Origin of the sequence: Brevundimonas sp. (assembly GCF_046295075.1) — a bacterium.
Lineage (GTDB): Bacteria > Pseudomonadota > Alphaproteobacteria > Caulobacterales > Caulobacteraceae > Brevundimonas.
The window spans coordinates 1-17,944 of the sequence record NZ_JBKBOC010000020.1; the positions used below are offsets into that span (position 1 = coordinate 1).

Annotated in this window: 19 protein-coding genes; 7 read left to right on the forward strand and 12 right to left on the reverse strand. The window is 65.1% G+C overall.

Annotation, left to right across the window (positions count from 1 at the left end):
- Positions 1 to 38 precede the first annotated feature (38 nt).
- Positions 39 to 1,064, forward strand: a complete 1,026-nt coding sequence (locus tag ACK4MH_RS13700; RefSeq protein WP_409719312.1) for a 2'-deoxycytidine 5'-triphosphate deaminase — start codon at positions 39 to 41, stop codon at positions 1,062 to 1,064.
- A 154-nt stretch (positions 1,065 to 1,218) separates the two neighbouring features.
- On the opposite strand, the gene ACK4MH_RS13705 is transcribed toward ACK4MH_RS13700, so the two are convergent.
- A complete protein-coding gene (locus tag ACK4MH_RS13705; RefSeq protein WP_409719314.1) occupies positions 1,219 to 2,511 on the reverse strand; it encodes an MFS transporter in 1,293 nt (430 codons plus the stop codon).
- Positions 2,508 to 2,984, reverse strand: coding sequence for a cupin domain-containing protein (locus ACK4MH_RS13710; RefSeq protein WP_409719316.1), 477 nt, complete (start codon positions 2,982 to 2,984; stop codon positions 2,508 to 2,510). The genes ACK4MH_RS13705 and ACK4MH_RS13710 overlap by 4 nt, the downstream gene beginning before the upstream one ends.
- Before the next feature lie 42 nt (positions 2,985 to 3,026).
- Here ACK4MH_RS13710 and dapE point away from each other — a divergent pair, with 42 nt between their 5' ends.
- The 3 genes from dapE (at position 3,027) to ACK4MH_RS13725 (ending at position 5,756) form a co-directional block, all read left to right on the forward strand.
- Complete coding sequence (dapE, locus tag ACK4MH_RS13715) at positions 3,027 to 4,214, forward strand: succinyl-diaminopimelate desuccinylase (RefSeq protein ID WP_409719318.1); 1,188 nt, start codon at positions 3,027 to 3,029, stop codon at positions 4,212 to 4,214.
- 82 nt (positions 4,215 to 4,296) lie between these two features.
- A complete protein-coding gene (locus tag ACK4MH_RS13720; protein ID WP_409719320.1) occupies positions 4,297 to 4,725 on the forward strand; it encodes a P-loop ATPase, Sll1717 family in 429 nt (142 codons plus the stop codon).
- A gap of 59 nt (positions 4,726 to 4,784) precedes the next feature.
- A complete protein-coding gene (locus tag ACK4MH_RS13725) occupies positions 4,785 to 5,756 on the forward strand; it encodes a P-loop ATPase, Sll1717 family (protein ID WP_409719322.1) in 972 nt (323 codons plus the stop codon).
- Between the two features lie 36 nt (positions 5,757 to 5,792).
- Here ACK4MH_RS13725 and ACK4MH_RS13730 read toward each other — a convergent pair whose 3' ends face one another.
- The gene (locus tag ACK4MH_RS13730; protein WP_409719324.1) at positions 5,793 to 7,097 is read right to left on the reverse strand and encodes an amidohydrolase; all 1,305 of its coding nucleotides are present in this window, start codon (positions 7,095 to 7,097) and stop codon (positions 5,793 to 5,795) included.
- 90 nt (positions 7,098 to 7,187) lie between these two features.
- Here ACK4MH_RS13730 and ACK4MH_RS13735 point away from each other — a divergent pair, with 90 nt between their 5' ends.
- Positions 7,188 to 7,541 (forward strand): hypothetical protein, encoded by a 354-nt coding sequence (locus ACK4MH_RS13735; protein WP_409719326.1) that lies wholly within the window; start codon positions 7,188 to 7,190, stop codon positions 7,539 to 7,541.
- A 56-nt stretch (positions 7,542 to 7,597) separates the two neighbouring features.
- Positions 7,598 to 8,032, forward strand: a complete 435-nt coding sequence (locus ACK4MH_RS13740; RefSeq protein ID WP_409719328.1) for an SRPBCC family protein — start codon at positions 7,598 to 7,600, stop codon at positions 8,030 to 8,032.
- Here the strand turns inward: ACK4MH_RS13740 and ACK4MH_RS13745 are convergent.
- The 9 genes from ACK4MH_RS13745 to ACK4MH_RS13785 all read right to left on the reverse strand — a co-directional run bounded on the left by ACK4MH_RS13745 (position 8,029) and on the right by ACK4MH_RS13785 (position 17,304).
- Positions 8,029 to 9,009, reverse strand: a complete 981-nt coding sequence (locus ACK4MH_RS13745; protein ID WP_409719329.1) for a type II secretion system F family protein — start codon at positions 9,007 to 9,009, stop codon at positions 8,029 to 8,031. The two genes, ACK4MH_RS13740 and ACK4MH_RS13745, sit on opposite strands and share 4 nt — an antisense overlap.
- A gap of 10 nt (positions 9,010 to 9,019) precedes the next feature.
- Positions 9,020 to 9,997: a type II secretion system F family protein gene (locus tag ACK4MH_RS13750; protein WP_409719331.1), complete on the reverse strand. Its 978-nt coding sequence runs from the start codon at positions 9,995 to 9,997 to the stop codon at positions 9,020 to 9,022.
- Positions 9,998 to 10,000: 3 nt separating this feature from the next.
- Positions 10,001 to 11,656, reverse strand: a complete 1,656-nt coding sequence (locus ACK4MH_RS13755) for a CpaF family protein (RefSeq protein ID WP_409719333.1) — start codon at positions 11,654 to 11,656, stop codon at positions 10,001 to 10,003.
- Positions 11,657 to 11,659: 3 nt separating this feature from the next.
- Positions 11,660 to 13,213: a CpaE family protein gene (locus ACK4MH_RS13760; protein WP_409719335.1), complete on the reverse strand. Its 1,554-nt coding sequence runs from the start codon at positions 13,211 to 13,213 to the stop codon at positions 11,660 to 11,662.
- Positions 13,214 to 13,215: 2 nt separating this feature from the next.
- On the reverse strand, positions 13,216 to 13,917 hold the full coding sequence (locus ACK4MH_RS13765) for a CpaD family pilus assembly protein (RefSeq protein WP_409719337.1): 702 nt from the start codon (positions 13,915 to 13,917) through the stop codon (positions 13,216 to 13,218).
- Positions 13,918 to 13,924: 7 nt separating this feature from the next.
- On the reverse strand, positions 13,925 to 15,457 hold the full coding sequence (locus tag ACK4MH_RS13770) for a type II and III secretion system protein family protein (protein WP_409719339.1): 1,533 nt from the start codon (positions 15,455 to 15,457) through the stop codon (positions 13,925 to 13,927).
- Positions 15,458 to 15,468: 11 nt separating this feature from the next.
- Positions 15,469 to 16,386, reverse strand: coding sequence for a Flp pilus assembly protein CpaB (cpaB, locus tag ACK4MH_RS13775; protein WP_409719341.1), 918 nt, complete (start codon positions 16,384 to 16,386; stop codon positions 15,469 to 15,471).
- Between the two features lie 118 nt (positions 16,387 to 16,504).
- Entirely contained in the window at positions 16,505 to 17,023 is a 519-nt protein-coding gene (locus ACK4MH_RS13780; protein WP_409719343.1) for a prepilin peptidase, read from the reverse strand.
- A 98-nt stretch (positions 17,024 to 17,121) separates the two neighbouring features.
- The gene (locus ACK4MH_RS13785) at positions 17,122 to 17,304 is read right to left on the reverse strand and encodes a Flp family type IVb pilin (RefSeq protein WP_409719344.1); all 183 of its coding nucleotides are present in this window, start codon (positions 17,302 to 17,304) and stop codon (positions 17,122 to 17,124) included.
- Between the two features lie 236 nt (positions 17,305 to 17,540).
- Here ACK4MH_RS13785 and ACK4MH_RS13790 point away from each other — a divergent pair, with 236 nt between their 5' ends.
- Positions 17,541 to 17,942, forward strand: a complete 402-nt coding sequence (locus tag ACK4MH_RS13790; protein ID WP_409719347.1) for a pilus assembly protein N-terminal domain-containing protein — start codon at positions 17,541 to 17,543, stop codon at positions 17,940 to 17,942.
- Positions 17,943 to 17,944 lie beyond the last annotated feature (2 nt).

Consider the following 17,944-nt stretch of genomic DNA (forward strand, 5'->3'; position numbering starts at 1 on the left):
TTGGAGACAAGTCGCGAAAACCGTGTGAGACAGACGCCATGAGCTCCTTCCAAGCGCCCCGTCCCGGCATCCTGCCCGCCCAGTCCATCGAGACGTTGATCGCCACGGGCGCCATCACGTCCGACACAGGATTCGATCACGATCAGGTCCAGCCCGCCAGCCTGGACCTGCGCCTGTCCGACCAGGCCTGGCGCGTCCGCGCCTCCTTCCTGCCCGGCCATCGCAAGGTCGAGGAGCGGATCGCCGATGTGGCTATGCACGCCATCGAGATCACCGACGCCGGCGTCGTGCTGGAAAAGGGCTGCGTTTACATCGTGCGCCTGCAGGAACGGCTGAAACTGCCCAAGGGCCTGATCGCCCGCGCCAATCCAAAAAGCTCGACCGGGCGCGTCGACGTCTTCGTGCGCCTGCTGACCGACCAGGGCGCCCGTTTCGACGATGTGGCCGAAGGCTATGACGGGCCGCTCTATATGGAGGTCGCGCCCCAGACCTTCTCCATCCTGGTCCGGCCCGGCACCCGGTTGAACCAGCTGCGGCTCAAGGCCGGCGATCCGCCCAAGCTGGAAACCCGCTCGGTCGGCGTCGATCTGCAAGGCGGCGACATCGTCGGCTTCCGGGGGAGGCGCCATGCGGGGGTGGTCGATCTGGACCATATCGACGGCCACGACCCGCGCGACTTCTGGGAACCGCTGACGCTGCGGCGCGGCGAACTGCTGCTGGATCCGGGCGAGTTCTACATCCTGGCCTCGTCCGACGATGTCGAGATCCCGGTCGATCAGGCCGCCGAAATGACCCCCATCGACCCGTCGGTCGGCGAATTCCGCGTCCACTACGCCGGCTTCTTCGACCCCGGTTTCGGTACGGACGAGGCGCACGGCGCGGGATCGAAAGGCGTGCTGGAAGTCCGCACCCACGACACTCCCTTCCTGCTGGAACACGGCCAGATCGTCGCCCGCCTGGTCTACGAACCCCTGACCGAACGCCCCAGCCGCCTGTATGGCGAGAGCGGCAGCCACTATCAGAACCAGGGCCTGAAGCTGTCGAAGCATTTCAGGGTGTGGTGAGGGCGTGAGAGACGGATCAAACTCTGATCCGTCTCTCGAAACCAAGGCTGGACTCGAACCAGCGACCTCTCCTTGCGAAAGGAGTGCTCTATCCACCTGAGCTACGAGGGCACAACAAGAACAACCTAAAGGCGATCAAAACTCTCGTCAAGCATCAGTTCAGCTTGTCCGCCTTCCGCAGCCCGGGGAACATCGCCGACCAGGCGCCCGTGGCCGCCAGCGCGCCGAAGCCGCCGAACACCGCTGCCCCGACCGCGCCCAGCAGCCGGACCATGACGCCGGAATAGGCCTCGCCCAGTTCGTTCGAGGCGCCGATGAATAGCATCGACACCGACGACACCCGCCCGCGCATATGGTCGGGCGTCGCCAGCTGGATCAGGGTCTGGCGGATGTTGACGCTGATCATGTCCGCGCCGCCGCCGATCAGCAGGGCCAGGGCGCTGATCCAGACGATCTTGGACAGGCCGAACGTCACCGTGCAGATCCCGAACACCGCCACCGCCGCGAACATCCATCGCCCGCCGTGCCGCACGATGGGGTAACGGCTCAGATAGATCGCCACCACCATCGCCCCGACACCGAACGACGCCCGCAACAGGCCGAACCCCTGCGGGCCCACATGCAGGATGTCGCGCGCGAAGATCGGCGTCAGCAGGGCCACGCCGGCGAACAGCACCACGATAAGGTCCAGCGAAATGGCGCCCAACACGATCTTGGTCTGCCACACATAGGCCAGCCCCTCCTTGACGGATTCGATGGGCGACAGGGGATTGGCCTGGGGCGCGGGCTTGCCGCTGGTGCGGATCAGGATGAAGGCCGCGACCGCCAGCAGGAACATGCCCAACGACACCGCATAGGCCAGGGGCACGTTCACCCCCACGATCACCCCGCCCAGGGCCGGGCCGGCGATGGCCCCGGTCTGGAAGGCGATGGACTGGGCGGCGATGGCGGGCGGCAGGGCCTTTCGCCCCACCACCATCGGCAGGAAGGCCTGGCTGGCCGGCGCCAGAAACGCTCGCGCCGCGCCGAACAGGGCCGCGACGGCCAACAGACCCCACAGCGGCGGGTTTCCGTGCAGGGCCATGGCCAGGAAGGAACCGGCGCAGGCGGCCTCGACCAGGATGGAGATCCACACCGTGCGCTTGCGATCGCGCCGGTCGGCCATGGCCCCGGCGGGCAGTGTAAAGGCCAGCAGCGGCAGGAACTGACACAGGCCGACCAGCCCCAGATACAGGCTGGCCTCCTCGATCGGATGATCCCGCCGCGCGATCTCATAGACCTGCCACAACAGGGCCGAGGACTGAATCTGGATCGCCAGCACGGCGACCACCCGCCCGAACCACAACAGACGGAAGTCGCGGATCCCCCACGGGCTGGACGGCCCTTCCGGGGGCGCAGGCGGAACGGGCGGGGCGGCGGGGCCGGCATCTATGGTTTCTGTGGTCACGTGCGTCTGGATTGTTTCGGATAGGGCGAGCCGTCACGGTGGAAATAGCCGTCGACGCCCGCGTGGAGCACCATGTCGATGTCGGGATAGTCGGCGGGGGTGACGGTCGGGCTGCGTGTCCCGACCTCAATCAGGACCGCCTCGCGGCCGGATCGGTTCTCTATTCTGTGGCCATTCGGCAGGCCCGCCTCGAACCCGGCGCAGTCGCCGGCGCGCAGGATCGTCTCGCCGTCCTCCTCGACCAGCACAACCTCGCCCTCGACCACCATGACGAACTCGTCCTCCTCGGCATGCCAATGCCTCTGGCTGGACCAGGCGCCGTCGGGCAGGCGCAGCAGGTTGACGCCGAACTGGGTCAGGCCAGCCGCATCGCCCAGCTTCCAGCGGCGACGCGGCTTGCACGGGCCTGCGAACTCTTCGGGATAGGTCGTGCCGTCGCCTCTCGGCGCGCTGTCGATGTCGATCTTGGGCATGGCTCTTCTCGCCTTCGCACGATTTCCCTAAAGCATAGCCGCATGAGCCGCGCATCAACTCCCGTAATCGATCCTGTCGAACTGACCCGCGACCTGATCCGTATTCCGTCCGTCACCCCCGCCGACGAGGGGGCCATGGACGTGCTGGAACGGCATCTGACGGCCCTGGGCTTCACCTGCCGCCGCCTGGCCTTCGAGGGACCGGGCGGGCAAGGCGTCCATGCGCGGATCGAGAACCTGTACGCCCGGCGCGGGACCGCCTCGCCCAACCTCTGTTTCGCCGGCCATACGGACGTGGTCCCGACCGGCCCGTCGGATCAGTGGTCGTCGCAACCCTTCAACGCCGAGGTCAGGGACGGCGTCCTGTACGGTCGCGGCGCGGTGGACATGAAGGGCGGGATCGCCGCCTGGGTCGCGGCCGTGTCCCAGGTGCTGGCCGACGGAGAACCCGAGGGCTCCCTATCCTTCCTGATCACCGGCGATGAGGAAGGCCCGGCGCTGCACGGCACCAAACGGGTGGTCGAAGCCCTGGCGGCCGAGGGCGAGGTCATCGACGCCTGCGTCGTCGGCGAACCGTCGTCGTCGCAACAGCTGGGCGACATGATCAAGGTCGGGCGGCGCGGCTCGTTGAACACCTGGATCACCGTCCACGGCAAACAGGGCCACGTCGCCTATCCCGAGCGCGCCGCCAACCCGGCCCCGGTGATCGCACGCCTGATGGCCCGTCTGAACGACCACGTCTTGGATGAAGGCTACGAGAACTTCCCCCCGTCGAACCTCGAAATCACCACCATCGACATCGGCAATCCGGCGACCAACATCATTCCGGCCGAGGCGAAGGCGCGGCTGAACATCCGCTTCAACCCCAGCCACACCGGCGACGCTCTGATCGACTGGCTGAACCGCGAGGCGGGGGCCATGCAGGCCGAGACCGGACTTCAGATCACCCTGGAGCACCTGTGCTCGGGCGAGGCCTTCCTGACCGAGCCGGGCGCCTTCGTGGAGGCGGTTCAGGACGCGGTCGAGGCCGTGGCGGGCCGCCGCCCCGAGGCCTCCACCACCGGCGGCACCTCCGACGCCCGCTTCATCCGCGCCCTGTGCCCGGTGCTGGAACTGGGCCTGGTCGGTCAGACCATGCACCAGATCGACGAACGGGTGCCGACGGCGGAGTTGGAGACGCTGACGGCGGTCTATCGCCGGGTGATCGAGACGGTGTTCGAGCGGTTGTAGTTTCGTGAAACGTCACGACCTGGAGTAGTTGCTCTCGTCAAATCGCCGTTGTAAGTGTCGATTTCAACTTAAAAGTGACACCATGTCCGACAGCCAAATCTCTCTAAGAAATTTCGACACATTTGGTGATGTCGCAGCCGAAGACGATGCTGTTTTGGACTATTTTCTGTCAACAAAGGCTGTCGGCAGCATCGAAGACAGCTCGGTTTTTATGGCGCTTGGTCGGAAAGGCACCGGAAAAACTGCCTTGGTTCGTTACTTTACAGAGGGTGAAGCAAAACATCAGTCCTCTAAGCCACTAAACCTTCGAGGCTATCCGTGGAAGGTTCATGCCGTTCGGATGGATCACGGCGCGTCGGAGATCGAAGCGTACGTTTCATCATGGCGGTATCTCATAGCCGTAGAGCTAGCCTCGCTGGTTCTGGCACACCCGGACTCATACCGGAGCCTACACTCCAAAACGTTGGCCCAATTCCTTAAAGATAACTACGGGGCGTCACACCAAACTTAGGCGAAATTCTACGACCGTCGAAGCTTGTACTGACGAAGATGTCTTTGGCGCCTTCGGTTATGGGCAATGCTCTTGGTGGCGTTGACCTTGACCGCAAAGGCAAGGATCGTGAGTTCGGCCTCGAACTAAACGCCGTAACCTCAGCCATAATGAGTGCGGTCATTGAGGTTGCAAAAGACACTGGCCAGCGGCAGCTAACGCTACATTTTGACGAGTTAGACCAAGGCATGTCTCGCCTTGAAGATGATCGAGCACACATGCTCGTGGGCCTGATACTAGCCGCCAGAGACGTTCGAAGAAACAGTGGAACGGAGAATGTATCGATCTCCCCAGTTGTTTATCTTAGAACTGATTTGTGGGAAGAACTTCAATTTTCTGACAAGAACAAGATTACGCAGACCGTGGCACTCCACATTGCCTGGAATCCCACAAACTTGCTTGAACTTGTAGAGACACGATTGAAAGCTAAACTAGGATCTGAAGCTACGTGGTCAGACGTCGCCGAGCCTGACTTAATGAGAGGGTCTCAGAAAAAGTGGGACCACATTTTGGCGCGCACGTTTCTCAGACCGAGAGACATCATCCAATTCCTCAACATTATCCTTGCTGAGGCAAAGCGTCGGACTGATGATCCAATCCATTTCACCAATCCTGATATCGTGAACTCCCGTGACGAGTATTCGAGATATCTGAAACAGGAATTGGACGACGAAATCGGCTCCCACTGGCCCGAGTGGGAAGAGGCGCTTCGAGCTCTGTCTGCCATCAGCACAATAACGTTTGAGCGAGCAGAGTTCGAAAAGGAATACGGTTCTAGAAAATCTTCCAAAAATCTCGTTGATGCTGAGGAAGCGTTAGCATTACTCTACAGATTTTCTGTGATTGGTTATGATCGTAGGAGTGGCTACGGCGGCTCTTCATGGGCATTTCAATATACAGATCCCGAAGCAGGATGGGATAGCGCCGCTAGTCGTTTCAAAGTTCATTTGGGTCTCAAAGAATATGCGAAACTCCGGGAGACTCGAGCCTAACGAGACATAGGACAGGCGGCATGGGGCAACCTGCGCCTAGCTCCGCTCCAGGAACCGCAGCGCGGTCAGGACGTGCGTCTTCACCCCCAGCGGCAAGACGGTCTCGTTCGGCGAGAACTCTGGCGAATGGTTCGGGGCGGACTGGGATGGGTCAACACCGTCGGGACTGGCGCCCAGGTGGTAGAAGACGCCGGGGATGGCCTGCTGGAAATAGCTGAAGTCCTCGGCCACCGTGGTCGGAGGCGTGGCGGGGTTGACGTTCCCCTCGCCCGCCGCCTCGGTCAGGACCGGGGCCAGCCAGGCGGACAGGTCGGGGTCGTTGAAGACCAGGGCGGCGTTCTGTTTGACGCCGAACTCGGCTGTGGCGCCATAGGCGGCGGCGACATGGTCGATGGCCGTCTCGGCGCGGGCGACCAGAGCGTCGCGCTGGGCCACGTCAAAGGTGCGCAGGGTGCCCGACAGGGTCGCGCTGTCGGGAATGATATTGTAGCGGACGCCGGCGTTCAGGGTGGCGATGGTGAAGACCGTTGGGGTGGTGGTCGGGTCGACCGTGCGGGCGGTCAGGGTGTTGACCGTCTCGATCACCTGGCCGGCCACCGCGATCACATCGACGCCGCGCCAGGGCCAGGCGCCGTGGGTCTGTTTGCCCTTCAGCACGATATCGACCCGGTCGGAGGCGGCCATGAAGCCTTCGGGCCGGTAGAAGACGCTGCCCGGACGGCCCGGCACGACGTGCAGGCCGAAGATGGCTTCGGGCTTCGGGTCGTCCAGCGCACCTTCGGCGATCATCAGGGCGGCGCCGCCCTTGGGCTCGCCGGGAGGGGCGCCCTCCTCCGCCGGCTGGAAGATGAAGACCACCGTGCCGGCGATCTGATCCTTCATCCCGGCCAGGACTTCGGCCGCCCCCATCAACATGGCCATGTGCATATCGTGGCCGCAGGCGTGGGCCACGGGAACCGTATTGCCCATATAGGTCCCGGTGGCGGTGGAGGCGAAGTCCAGGCCCGTGGCCTCCTGCACCGGCAGGGCGTCCATGTCGGCGCGCAGGGCCACGACCCGGCCCGGACGGGCGCCGCGCAGGACGCCTATGACGCCGGTCTTGCCGACCCCGGTGCGGACCTCCAGCCCCAGGGACCGCAGATGGTCGGCGATCACCCCGGCCGAGCGGGTCTCGGCGAAGCCCAGTTCGGGATGGCGGTGAAAGTCGCGACGCCATTCGACCACCTCGGGCAGGACGCGCTGGACGGCGATGTCCACGCTTGCGGCATCGACGGCCTGAGCATTTGCAGCGCCGGCCGCGAGCAGCAGCGCCAGGGTGGAGGCGGCGATCAGTCGGCGCATGTGAAGGTCCCGTGAAATTTTAAGCCCGATCGCAGGTGACGGCGCCGCGAGCGCTTGTGCAAGCCGTCGCGAACGGCGATCTCTGTCGGCATGGCCGAGAAGGACTTCAAGAGCGCGAAGACGGAATGGCGGGACGTGGTCCTGGTGTGCCGCAAATGCTCCAAGAAGCTGGACGGCGGCTTCGGCCCCGGCGGCGACCTGACGCTGAAGAAGGCGCTGCGCAAATATCTGCACCTCAAGAAGGGCAAGCAGGGGCGCAAGGGCGAGCTGACCGTGACGGGAACCGACTGTTTCGACATCTGCCCCAAGGGCGCGGTCGTCGCGGTCAATACGGCCCAGCCCAAAAAGCTGCTGATCATTCCCGCCGGCGCGGACCTGTTCGAGGTCAAGACGCGGCTGGGGCTGGACGACGGGCGGCGGCTGAAGTTGGTCGAGCCGGACTGAAGTCAGACGGCGGGTTGCGCCTTCCTTCCGGCGACAAGCCGTGCCAGAGCGAAACCATGGATGACACTCGTATCGAAAAACGCGTCGGCGTTCAGGCGACCTCGGACCGGATCTGGGATCTGATCGCCGACCTGTCGGGCTGGAGCGCCTGGAACCCGGTCGACACCGATGTCGAAGGCGCCATCGCCTATGGCGGCCAACTGACGATGACCGAGGCCTGGCCCGACATGCCCGAGCGTCAGGCCCTGGCCCAGGTCGTCGAATGGCAGCCGCGCATGCGTCTGGTCTGGGCCGAACGACGCGGCTTCCTGTTCCAGAGCCTGCGCTACATTCAGATCGAGGAACTGGGCCCCGGCAACTGCATATTGACGGTCGGCATCCGCTTCTCGGGCCTGCGCGGCGAACTGTTCCACGACAAGCACCGCCCCGCGATCAAGGCGGCGCTGGAGCGCGCGGGCGAGGGGCTCAAGGCGGCGGCGGAGGCGGGCTAGCCGCCCTCTTTCATCATGTCCATGACGTTCAGGATCGCCGGTCCCAGGATGACGATGAACAGCACCGGCAGGAAGAAAAGGATCATCGGCACGGTCAGTTGCGCCGGCAGGGCCGAGGCCTTCTTCTCGGCGGCCGACAGGCGCAGGTCGCGGTTTTCCTTGGCCATGACGCGCAGGGCGGTCGCCAGCGGCGTGCCATAGGTTTCGGCCTGAGTCATGGCGGTGGCCACCGACTTCACGCCAGGATGATTGGTGCGCTTGCCCAGGTTCTCATAGGCCATGCGACGCTCAGGCAGATAGCTAAGCTCGGCTGACAGCAACGACAGTTCCTCGGCTAAGTCGATCGACGACGGTCCCATTTCCTGGCTGACCTTGGTGATCGCCGCCTCGATGGACATGCCGGACTCGACGCAGATCAGCAGCAGGTCAAGCGCATCGGGAAAGGCCTGCATGATCGAGGTGCGGCGCTTGGTGATGCGGTTCTTCAGATAGAGGTTGGGCGCATAGAAGCCCGCGACCGCCGCCGCCATGACCAAGGTGAGCTTGTTCATCGTGGGCCAGTCCACGATCTTGATCACGAACATGTAGAAGGCCGCCACGATCATGAAGACGAAGGGCGAGGCGAAGCGGAAGAAGTAGAAGGTCGTCAGCGGCTTGGGCCCGCGATAGCCGGCCTGGGCCATCTGGCCGGCGACCTTGGGATCCTCAAGCAGCTTGGTCAGGTTCAGTCGATCGACGACCCGTTTCTTGAACCCGTCGTCGGTGTGACGCAGCGCGCTTTGGCCGCTGGCCATATTGGCGCGCGAGCGGCGCTTCAGCTCGTCGCGGCGTTCGGCGACGGCCTTCATCCGCTTGTCCAGCTTCACCCCGCCGGTCATCGACGACAGCAGGGTCAGGACGGTGGCGAAGACCAGCACGCCCACGCCGATGCTGAGCAGGTTCTGCGGGTCGGTGATGAAGCGGATGAAGCCTTCCATGATCCGCGCCTCAGAACTTGAACGAGATCATGCGCTTCATCACGAAGACGCCGGTGGACATCAGAACCGCCGCCAACAGCAGCATGAAGTTGCCGCGGAAGTCATTGAACAGGGGCATCATGTAGGACGGCGTCGTCAGCAAGACCATTGTCATGACCGCCGGCGGCAGGGAGGCGATAATGCCCGCCGAGGCCAGGGCCTCGGACGACAGGGCCTTGATCTTCTCGCCCATCATCCGGCGGGCGCGCAACACAGCGGACAGGTTGCCCAGGGCCTCGGCCAGATTGCCCCCCGTCTTCTGCTGAATGGCGATCACGATGGTGAAGAAGCGCAGTTCCGGCGTCGGTATCCGCTCGTACATCTTTTCCAGCGCCTGCTCCAGCGTCAGGCCGACGCCTAGGCCCTCGACCAGCTTCTGGAACTCAGGTCCCAGCGGCGCGGGGCTTTCGCGGCCGATGATCTTGAAACATTCGTGGACCGGCAGGCCTGATTTGATGCCGCGCACGATCACGTCGACGGCATTGGGAAACTCCAGAGAGAACTTCTTCATCCGTCGCTTGGCCAGGAAGCCGACAACCCAGCGCGGCAGGCCCAGGCCGAAGACCAGGGCGAGGCCCAGCACCGCGAGTACAGGCAGGCCGAGCACGAAGACGACCAGCGCCGCCAACACACCGACCGCGGCGGAGATGATGTAGAAGGTCCGCACGTTCAGGCTCAGCCCAGCCTGTTTCAGGCGCGCCGCCAGGGTGGTGCGCGCCTTGCGCTCGCGGCGATCCGCTTCCTGAAGCTGGACCAGAATCTGTTTGCGCCGCGCCTCGGGCGTATTGGCGGCGGCCGCCTTGCGCGCGATCGCCGGGTTCTTCTTGGCCTCGCCCAGGCTTTGGGCGCGCTTGACCGCCTGGGCCGACGAATCGTCGCCTCCGACGAAGACCCAGCCCAGGCCGCCGATGGTGATGAAGGCCAGAACGGCGGCGAGGATCGGCAGCATGCTCTACTCCGCCGCGTCCAGGGCGTCGGCCAGCTCGCGCTCCAGCCCATAGTAGCGGGCGCGGTCCCAGAAGCGGGGACGGGCGATGCCGGTCGAACGGTGACGGCCGATGATCTTGCCGTTCTCGTCCTCGCCGGTGATGTCGTAGACGAACAGGTCCTGGGTCACGATCACGTCGCCTTCCAGGCCGACGACCTCGGTGATGTGGGTGATGCGGCGCGACCCGTCGCGCAGGCGGGCGGCCTGGATGATCACATCGACCGAGCCGACGATCATCTCGCGGATCGTGCGCGACGGCAGGCCGTATCCGCCCATGGTGATCATGGATTCCATCCGGCTGATGGCTTCGCGCGGGCTGTTGGCGTGCAGCGTGCCCATGGAGCCGTCGTGGCCCGTGTTCATCGCCTGCAACAGGTCGAAGGCCTCGGGGCCGCGCACCTCGCCGACGATGATCCGTTCGGGACGCATCCGCAGACAGTTCTTGACCAGATCACGCATGGTGATCGTGCCCTGGCCTTCCAGGTTCGGCGGCCGGGTCTCCAGACGCACCACATGCGGCTGCTGCAGTTGCAGTTCGGCGGCGTCCTCGCAGGTGATGACGCGCTCGGTCGGGTCGATGAAGGCCGTCAGGGTGTTGAGCAGCGTCGTCTTGCCCGAGCCCGTGCCGCCCGAGATGACCAGATTGCAGCGCGAGGCGCCGATGACGCCCAGGACGCGCGCGCCCTCGGGACTGATGGAGGCGTACTCCACCAGGTTCTTCATCGTCAGCTTGTCCTTCTTGAACTTCCGGATCGTCAGCGTCGGGCCGTCGATCGCCAGCGGCGGGGCGATGACGTTGACGCGCGACCCATCGGGCAGACGGGCGTCGCAGATGGGGCTGGATTCATCGACGCGGCGGCCGACCTGCGACACGATCCGCTGACAGATGTTCATCAGCTGGGTGTTGTCGCGGAAGCGGACGTTGGTCAGCTGGACCTTGCCGTTCACTTCGATGAACACCCGGCCTGCGCCGTTGACCATGATGTCGGCGATGTCGTCGCGGGCCAGCAGTGGCTCAAGCGGACCATAGCCGAGGACGTCGTTGACGATGTCCTGAACCAGATGCTCCTGCTCGGCGACCGACATGGAGACGTTCTTGATCGCCACCAGTTCGGCGACGATGTCCCGGATCTCCTCGGACGCCGCCTTCTGGTCCAGATGCGCCAGCTGGGCCAGGTCGATGGTGTTCATCAGTGCGTTGAAGATCGTCGTCTTCGTGGCGTGATAGTAATCGCTCTGTTCACGGACGATCTCGGCGACCGCCTGGGCCTTCTTCAGCTGCTCTAGGCCGGCCGTGGCCTTGGGGCCGGTTCCGGCGACATTGCCAGTCGGGCGCGGCGTTTCCGGCTTGGGTTTGGGGCGCGAGGCCAGGGCGTCCAGACGGTCGGCGGGCGCGGGCTGGGTCAGGGCCGATGCGCGATCAAAGGCTTCCGCCGCCGGCTCCAGATCCTCGTCGGCGAAGGCGTAGGCCTCAGTCTTGGCCTTGGCCTGGGCGGCCATCCCCGGCGGGGACTTAGCCGCATCGACCTTGAAGACGGACACAGGCTCGCCGGCCGGCGCAGGCGCCGGACGCATCGGCGCCGTCGTGACGCCGGGCTGACCTGTGCGCTTGCCGAACACGCGTCAGCGCTTCTTGAACATGTTGGCGAACAGGGACTTGGACGGCGCCGCCGACGGCTTGGACGCCTTGTCGGTCTTCGCCGGTTTTCCCTTCGGTCCCGCGACCATGGGCAGTTCGCGACGCGACACGATCTGCGCCAGGGTCTGGAAGGCCTCGGCCGCCTTGGTCTTGGCCCCGGCGTCCAGGATCATCTGGCCGTTGTTGGCGGCGGCCCCGAAGGTCTTGGCGTCGAAGGGAATGATCAGGCTGGGGTGAACCCCCAGGGCGGCGCCGAAGTCCTTGGCTGGAATCTCTGGGCGGCCCGGCACGCCGACCTGGTTCAACACCAGGCGCGGCGGCGCGTCGTTGGGCCGGCCCTGACGGATCAGGTCGATCATGTTCTTGGCGTTGCGCAGGCTGGCGAGGTCCGGCGTGGCCACCACCACCACCTCGTCGGCGCTGATCAGGGTACGGCGCATCCAAGGCGACCACAGGTGCGGCAGGTCCAGCACCACGAACGGCGCCGTAGCGCGGATCTGGTTCGTCACCTCCTCGAACGCCTCGGTCGAGATGTCCCAGTCCGTGTCCAGGCTGGCGGGCGCGGCGAACAGGCTCAGCTTGTCGGTGCAGCGGACCATCATCCGGTCCAGCAGGGTCGCGTCCAGCCGGTCGGGCTGGCCCAGGGCGTCGGCGACGCCGCTCAGCGGGTCCTGGTTGAAGTCCAGGCCGGCCGTGCCGAACGGCAGGTCGTAATCGACGATGACGGTGTTGGCGCCGATCCGCTCGGAAATCGCATAGGCGGTGTTGTGCGCCACGGCCGAGGCCCCCGCCCCGCCCCGTGCGCCGACGAAGGCGATGGTGCGGCCGACGAAGGGCTGGGCCGGGTCGTTGAACAGGCCGCCGATGGCCGCGATCAGCTGCAGCGGTTGCAAAGGCGCGACCAGATATTCGCTGACCCCGCGACGCATCAACTCGCGGAACAGGATGATGTCGTTGGTCGCCCCGACGACGATCACCTTGGTGCCCGCGTCGCAGACCTCGGCCAGTTGATCGACTTCCCACAGCAGGGTCTGGGGATCTTTCAGACATTCGACGATGATCAGCGGCGGCGTCGGTTCGTGATGATAGGTCTCGACCGCAGCGGCCACGCCACCGACGCGGATCTGGGTGGTCGCACGCGACAGGCGACGATCCTGGGCCGCGCGTTCGGCGGCCGCCAGCGTATCCTGGCGCTCGGCGAAGACGTGGATGGCGATGCGCGGCACCGACACTTCGCCTATGGAGCTTGACGGCGCCAGCCCCGTGGAGCCCAGACCGACGGCGTCTAGTCCCGTCTCGATCAGGCTGGCCTGCGCCTGGGCCACGACGTCGCCGACCGGGTTGAAAGCCGGGGCCTCGGGGACATAGGCGGGCGCTGCGACGACAGGCGCGGGCTGAACGGGCGCCGCCGTCGTGAACTGGAGGGGGGCCCGCGTCTGATCGGGCGCGACCTCTACCAAGGGTTCGGCGAAATCCATATCGACGTCGAAGGCGTCGTCGAACGTATCGAACTCGCGGGGGACGGGGGCAGTGCTCATGGTTAGTTCACCGCACTGGAAACGGCTGTCTGAGTGACCAGCGTTTCAGCCGCGGCCGCCGTCTGCCTTCCGGCCCGATAATTGTCCAGCACGACGGTCCGGCGTCCGGCGTCGGCAGGGGTCATGGCGCGCGGCGTCTGAATGTCGCGCGGATCGGCGATCTGGGCCGCCAGATTGGCCGTGACCGCGCACCCGAAGTTGGAGGCGGACTGGTTGTCGCCCGAACGGCCCAGGTTGCCCCACGTCGTCCCGCATCGCGGCACGACGGCGCGAACCGTCTGATAGCCGACCACGACCGGCGCGCGCGGATCGGGCGCCGCATAGCTGACAAGCATGATGCGGTCCGGCGACACGCCCCAGGCCGACAGGGCGGACTTGACGTCATAGGCCCTTTGCAAGGCGACAGGGTCGTTTCCGGTCGGCGCCTCGATCACCAGGGGCACGGCGTCCACGCTGCGATACCGAGCGACCAGGGCCTGAAGTGCATCGCCCTGAGCGGACGACAGGCCGTTTTCATGAACCGCCAGGGCGATCCGGTCCAGATCGGGTTCGACCTGAAGCTGATAGCGTGATGTCGGCGTCAACGGCGGCTCGCCGCCCAGGCTCGCCGGCCCGCCGACGCAGGCGCCGAGCGCCAGAACCGTCGTGGTCAGAAGGGCGACAATCGGGGTGCGGATCATGGTGCGTGTCACGTTGCAGGTCACGGGGCGCTCACTCGATCACATAGCCGACCGAACCGGCCGGGGGCGCATTGGGCAGGCCATAGACCTGGTTCAGCTGGCCGAAGAGAATCGTCTGGCTGTCGCTGGCGATCCGCAGGCCGTCGGCCGGCGTCTGCATCCGGTTAGGCGAGGTCGGGCTGACGATATAGGGTTCGACGATCACCACGAGCTCGGTCTCGCCCATCAGATAGTCACGCGACCGGAACAGTTGCCCCAGCACCGGCAGGTTGGTGACGCCGGGCAGGGAATCCACCGTCTGGCGGCTGTTTTCCTGGAGCAGGCCGGCGATCATCATCGAGCCTCCCGACGGGATTTCGATGGTGTTTTCGCTGCGACGGACCGTCAGGCCTGGCAGGGTGATCGAAGAGGCCGTGCCTGCGCCGATTGTCAGCCCGCCTTGGGAGGACAGTTCGGACACCTCGACCTTGACCTGCAGGCTGATGCGGCCGCCCGACAGCACGACCGGCCGGAAGGACAAGCCGACGCCGTAGGGCTTGTACGTGACGGTGATCTGGCCCTCGCTGTCGCGGCTGGCCGGAACGGGGAATTCGCCGCCGGCCAGGAAGCTGGCCGCCTCGCCGTTGACGGAGGTCAGGTTGGGCTCGGCCAGCGTGCGCAGCAAGCCTACGCGTTCGAAGGCCTTGAGCATGGCCTCGCCCTTGTTCAGACCGTCCGAACCAGGACCGGTACCCGGCTGGGCCGTGTCCCAGTTGGAAGGGTCGCCAGGGCTGCCATCAACCGTGATGGGACACAGGGCTCCAGCGGGGAAGGCTCCGCCGCAAGGCGCCTGCATCTGGTAGTTTTTTGTCGTGTCGATCGACGGACCCGTGCTGATCCCGCCGAGAAGCGCGCCGTTGACGCCCCAGGTCGCAGCGTTGCCAAGCAGCCATTGGGTGTCACCCAGCCTGCCCAAGACCGCCGAAGTATTGAACCCGAGTTGTTTGATCACATTGCGCTGAACCTCCACCACGCGGACCTTTAGCGTCACCTGGTCGGAGCCCGGCACCGTGATCAGGTTCAGAACTTTTTCCGGCGCGGAGACGAAGGCGGCAGCGATGCGAGCGGCCTGCGCTGACTCTGCGGGGTTTTGCGCGACACCGGTCAGAATGATGCTGTCGTTCACGGCCTCGGCGCGGACCTGACCGCCGGGGATCAGGCGGCTCAACGTATCCTGAAGCGCACTGGTGCCCGCATCGACGCGAACACGCAGGCTCAGGATCGTGCGGCCTGCGGCGTCCAGAAAGACCGCGTCGGTCTCGCCCGGCGTGATGCCGATCACGGTGATGCGGCGTGGCGAGTGCAGCATGGCCTCGGCCACCTGCGGATTGGAGACGATCACGTCACGCGCATCGGCCGGCAGATCGACCGCGAACGAGGCGCCGCGCGGCAGGTTGATCAGTTGCGGCGCGGCGCCCATCGACACGGCGGTGCGGGTCTGGGCGACACCGGCGGGCGCGGCGGCCAGGCTGGCCAGAAGGGCGCAGGCGACGGCGGCGGTCTTCTGCATCACGGATCGGCGCATCGGAACGGCTCTCATGGCACGGCCACAACTTCGGGCGCGCCGCCGCGGTAGATGCGCACGGCTTTTGGTTGGGCGGCCGCCACAGACGGCCGACGCGTGGCGCCGGACGGCCCGGCGGTGTCGGCATAGGAGCGCAAGGACAGCGACAGTTCGCCTTCCGACTTGGCCTGCGCCAGCAGCACCGCATCCTGTGGACGAACTTCCAAGGTGGCGGTCGCGCCGACCACGGCCTGTTCGTCGTCGCCCGCGCGGGTCGATTGGTCGATGGCCAGGACTTTTATGTTCTGAAGAACGACGCCCGAGGCGAACTTGGAGCTGGTCGCGCCCTCGACGGCGCCGTTGCGACTGGTCTCGGCGGTCAGCACCACATCGACACGGTCGCCAGGCAGGATGAAGCCGCCCGCCGCGGACTCCACGGTCACAGCGATGGCCATGGCGCGCATGCCAGGCTCCAGATAGGCGGCCATATAGCCGCTGTCGCCGGCGCGAACGATCTTGCGCGCCACGATCGGCTCTCCGGCCAGAATGGGTTCGCGCACGACCGAGCCGATATAGTCGGACTTGGCTCCAGGCCCCGCCATATCGGTCGCGGCCTTGGCGACACTCTCGACCGCGTTCGAGGCCTTCTCGGTCGTGGTTTCGGCGACAGGTTTGGCCGGTACGGGCGTGGAGCCGTCGGTGATGAAGACGGGATTTACCTCGTCCGCCGGCCAGTCCTTCCAGGCCAGGTCGCCTTCGACCAAGCGCTTGCCCGGCTCCAGATCCTTGGCAGCGACCAGCACCTTGGCCATCGGCCGGACTTCGACCTGGGCGGCGGCGGCAGGCGCGGCGGGTTGGTTCGACGAAGACCCCATGGCCCGGACCACAAGGGCCAGACCAATGGCCGATACGGCGGCGATGCAAATAACGACGATGCGGGCGGGCTTCATCCAGGATGTCTCCAGCAGGCGCAATGTCTCGGATCGAACCCCCGACGCCTGCCGTTAACGATCATGAGCCCTGCGGGTTAACGCTTCCTAAGCGCCGCGAACGGCGGTCAGCGTAGCCTTAACGGCCGGATGCAAAAGCCAGGAACAGGCCGCTTTCAGGCAGGGCGAGCAAGGCGCCGGCCGCGATGGCGACGCCATAGGGGATGTCGCCTTTCGGCTGCATCAGATTGACGACCCAGCCCTGAGACACCGACGGCGCGACCATCGGGAAGTATTGGCGTGCAGTCATAAGAAACAGGCAAAACGCTCCGCCCGTCAGACCGGTCCAGATCAGTAAGGGCGCAAGACCGCTGACGCCCATCCACAAACAGCTGGCCGCCAGAAGCTTGGCGTCTCCGCCGCCGATCCATCCTGCGGCGAACATGCCCATGCCTGCTAAAAGAGCCGCCAGACCGACCCCGACGTGCAGCGCGATATCCATCGGCGCTTGGCCTAGCAGCAGCGCGATAGGGAAGAAGGCTCCGACGAGCGCCAGAGAAATCCAGTTCGGAATCTTCATGGTGATCAGGTCGTGCAATCCGCCAACGATCACGAGAGCCGGAAATGCACCGAGAAGGATGAGCAGCAAAATGTCCATGACGGCATCTTTGCCGACAGGGCTTAAAGTTGGGTTTCCGAAATAAAAAAGGGCCGGAGCTTAGGCTCCGGCCCTTCCCATCAAAATCCTGAAGATTTTTAGGTAGCGGCGTTCGCCGTCGTCAGGCCATCCTTGACCTTGGTGAAGGACGTTTTCAGTTGGCCGCCGACGAGGCCCAGAACGGTGATCAGGGCGACGGCGATCAGGGCGGCGATCAGGCCGTATTCGATGGCGGTGGCGCCCGACTCGTCTTTGGCGAAGCGCGAAATGAACTTGGTCATGGGTAGTCCTTTTTCAAATGGTCTAGCGAGCAACTTGGCGGGGGGAGCCGGTAGCCCGCTTGACCCCCAAACGCAGGATCAAAATGCCTGACCCCCGTTAAATCTGAGTCACGAGGTTTGGTTACGCGCGGATTCACCAAAGAAAATTCTCATCTTTCCGCTTCAGCCTTTGTTGAGGATCGATGGCGCATCATGCGTGCGTCCGCGTCTGCACGCGCCCTTATTCAGAGCCGCCGATGTCTCGCATTTCCGCCGCCCTAATGGCCGCCGCCCTCGTCGCAGCCCCCATGGCTGCGCGCGCGCAGAGTGGTGCGCTCAATGTCGAGATCGACCGTTCGGCCCGCGTTCAGCTTCGCGGCGCCGCAGCTTCCGTGATCGTCGGCAACCCCCAGATCGCCGATGTCTCCATGGTCGACGCCAACACCCTGTTCATCGTTGGCAAAGGTTACGGCGTCACCGAAGTGATTGCTGTCGATGGCGTGGGCCGCACCCTGTTTCAGCGCGAGATAATCGTCTCCGGCGGCTCGACCGGTTCAGTAAGGGTCTGGCGCGGCGGCCAGGCGACGGAAATGACCTGCGGCGCCTCATGCGCACCTAGCATCCGCGTCGCCCCGGCGGCCGGCCCGACCGCCCCCTGATC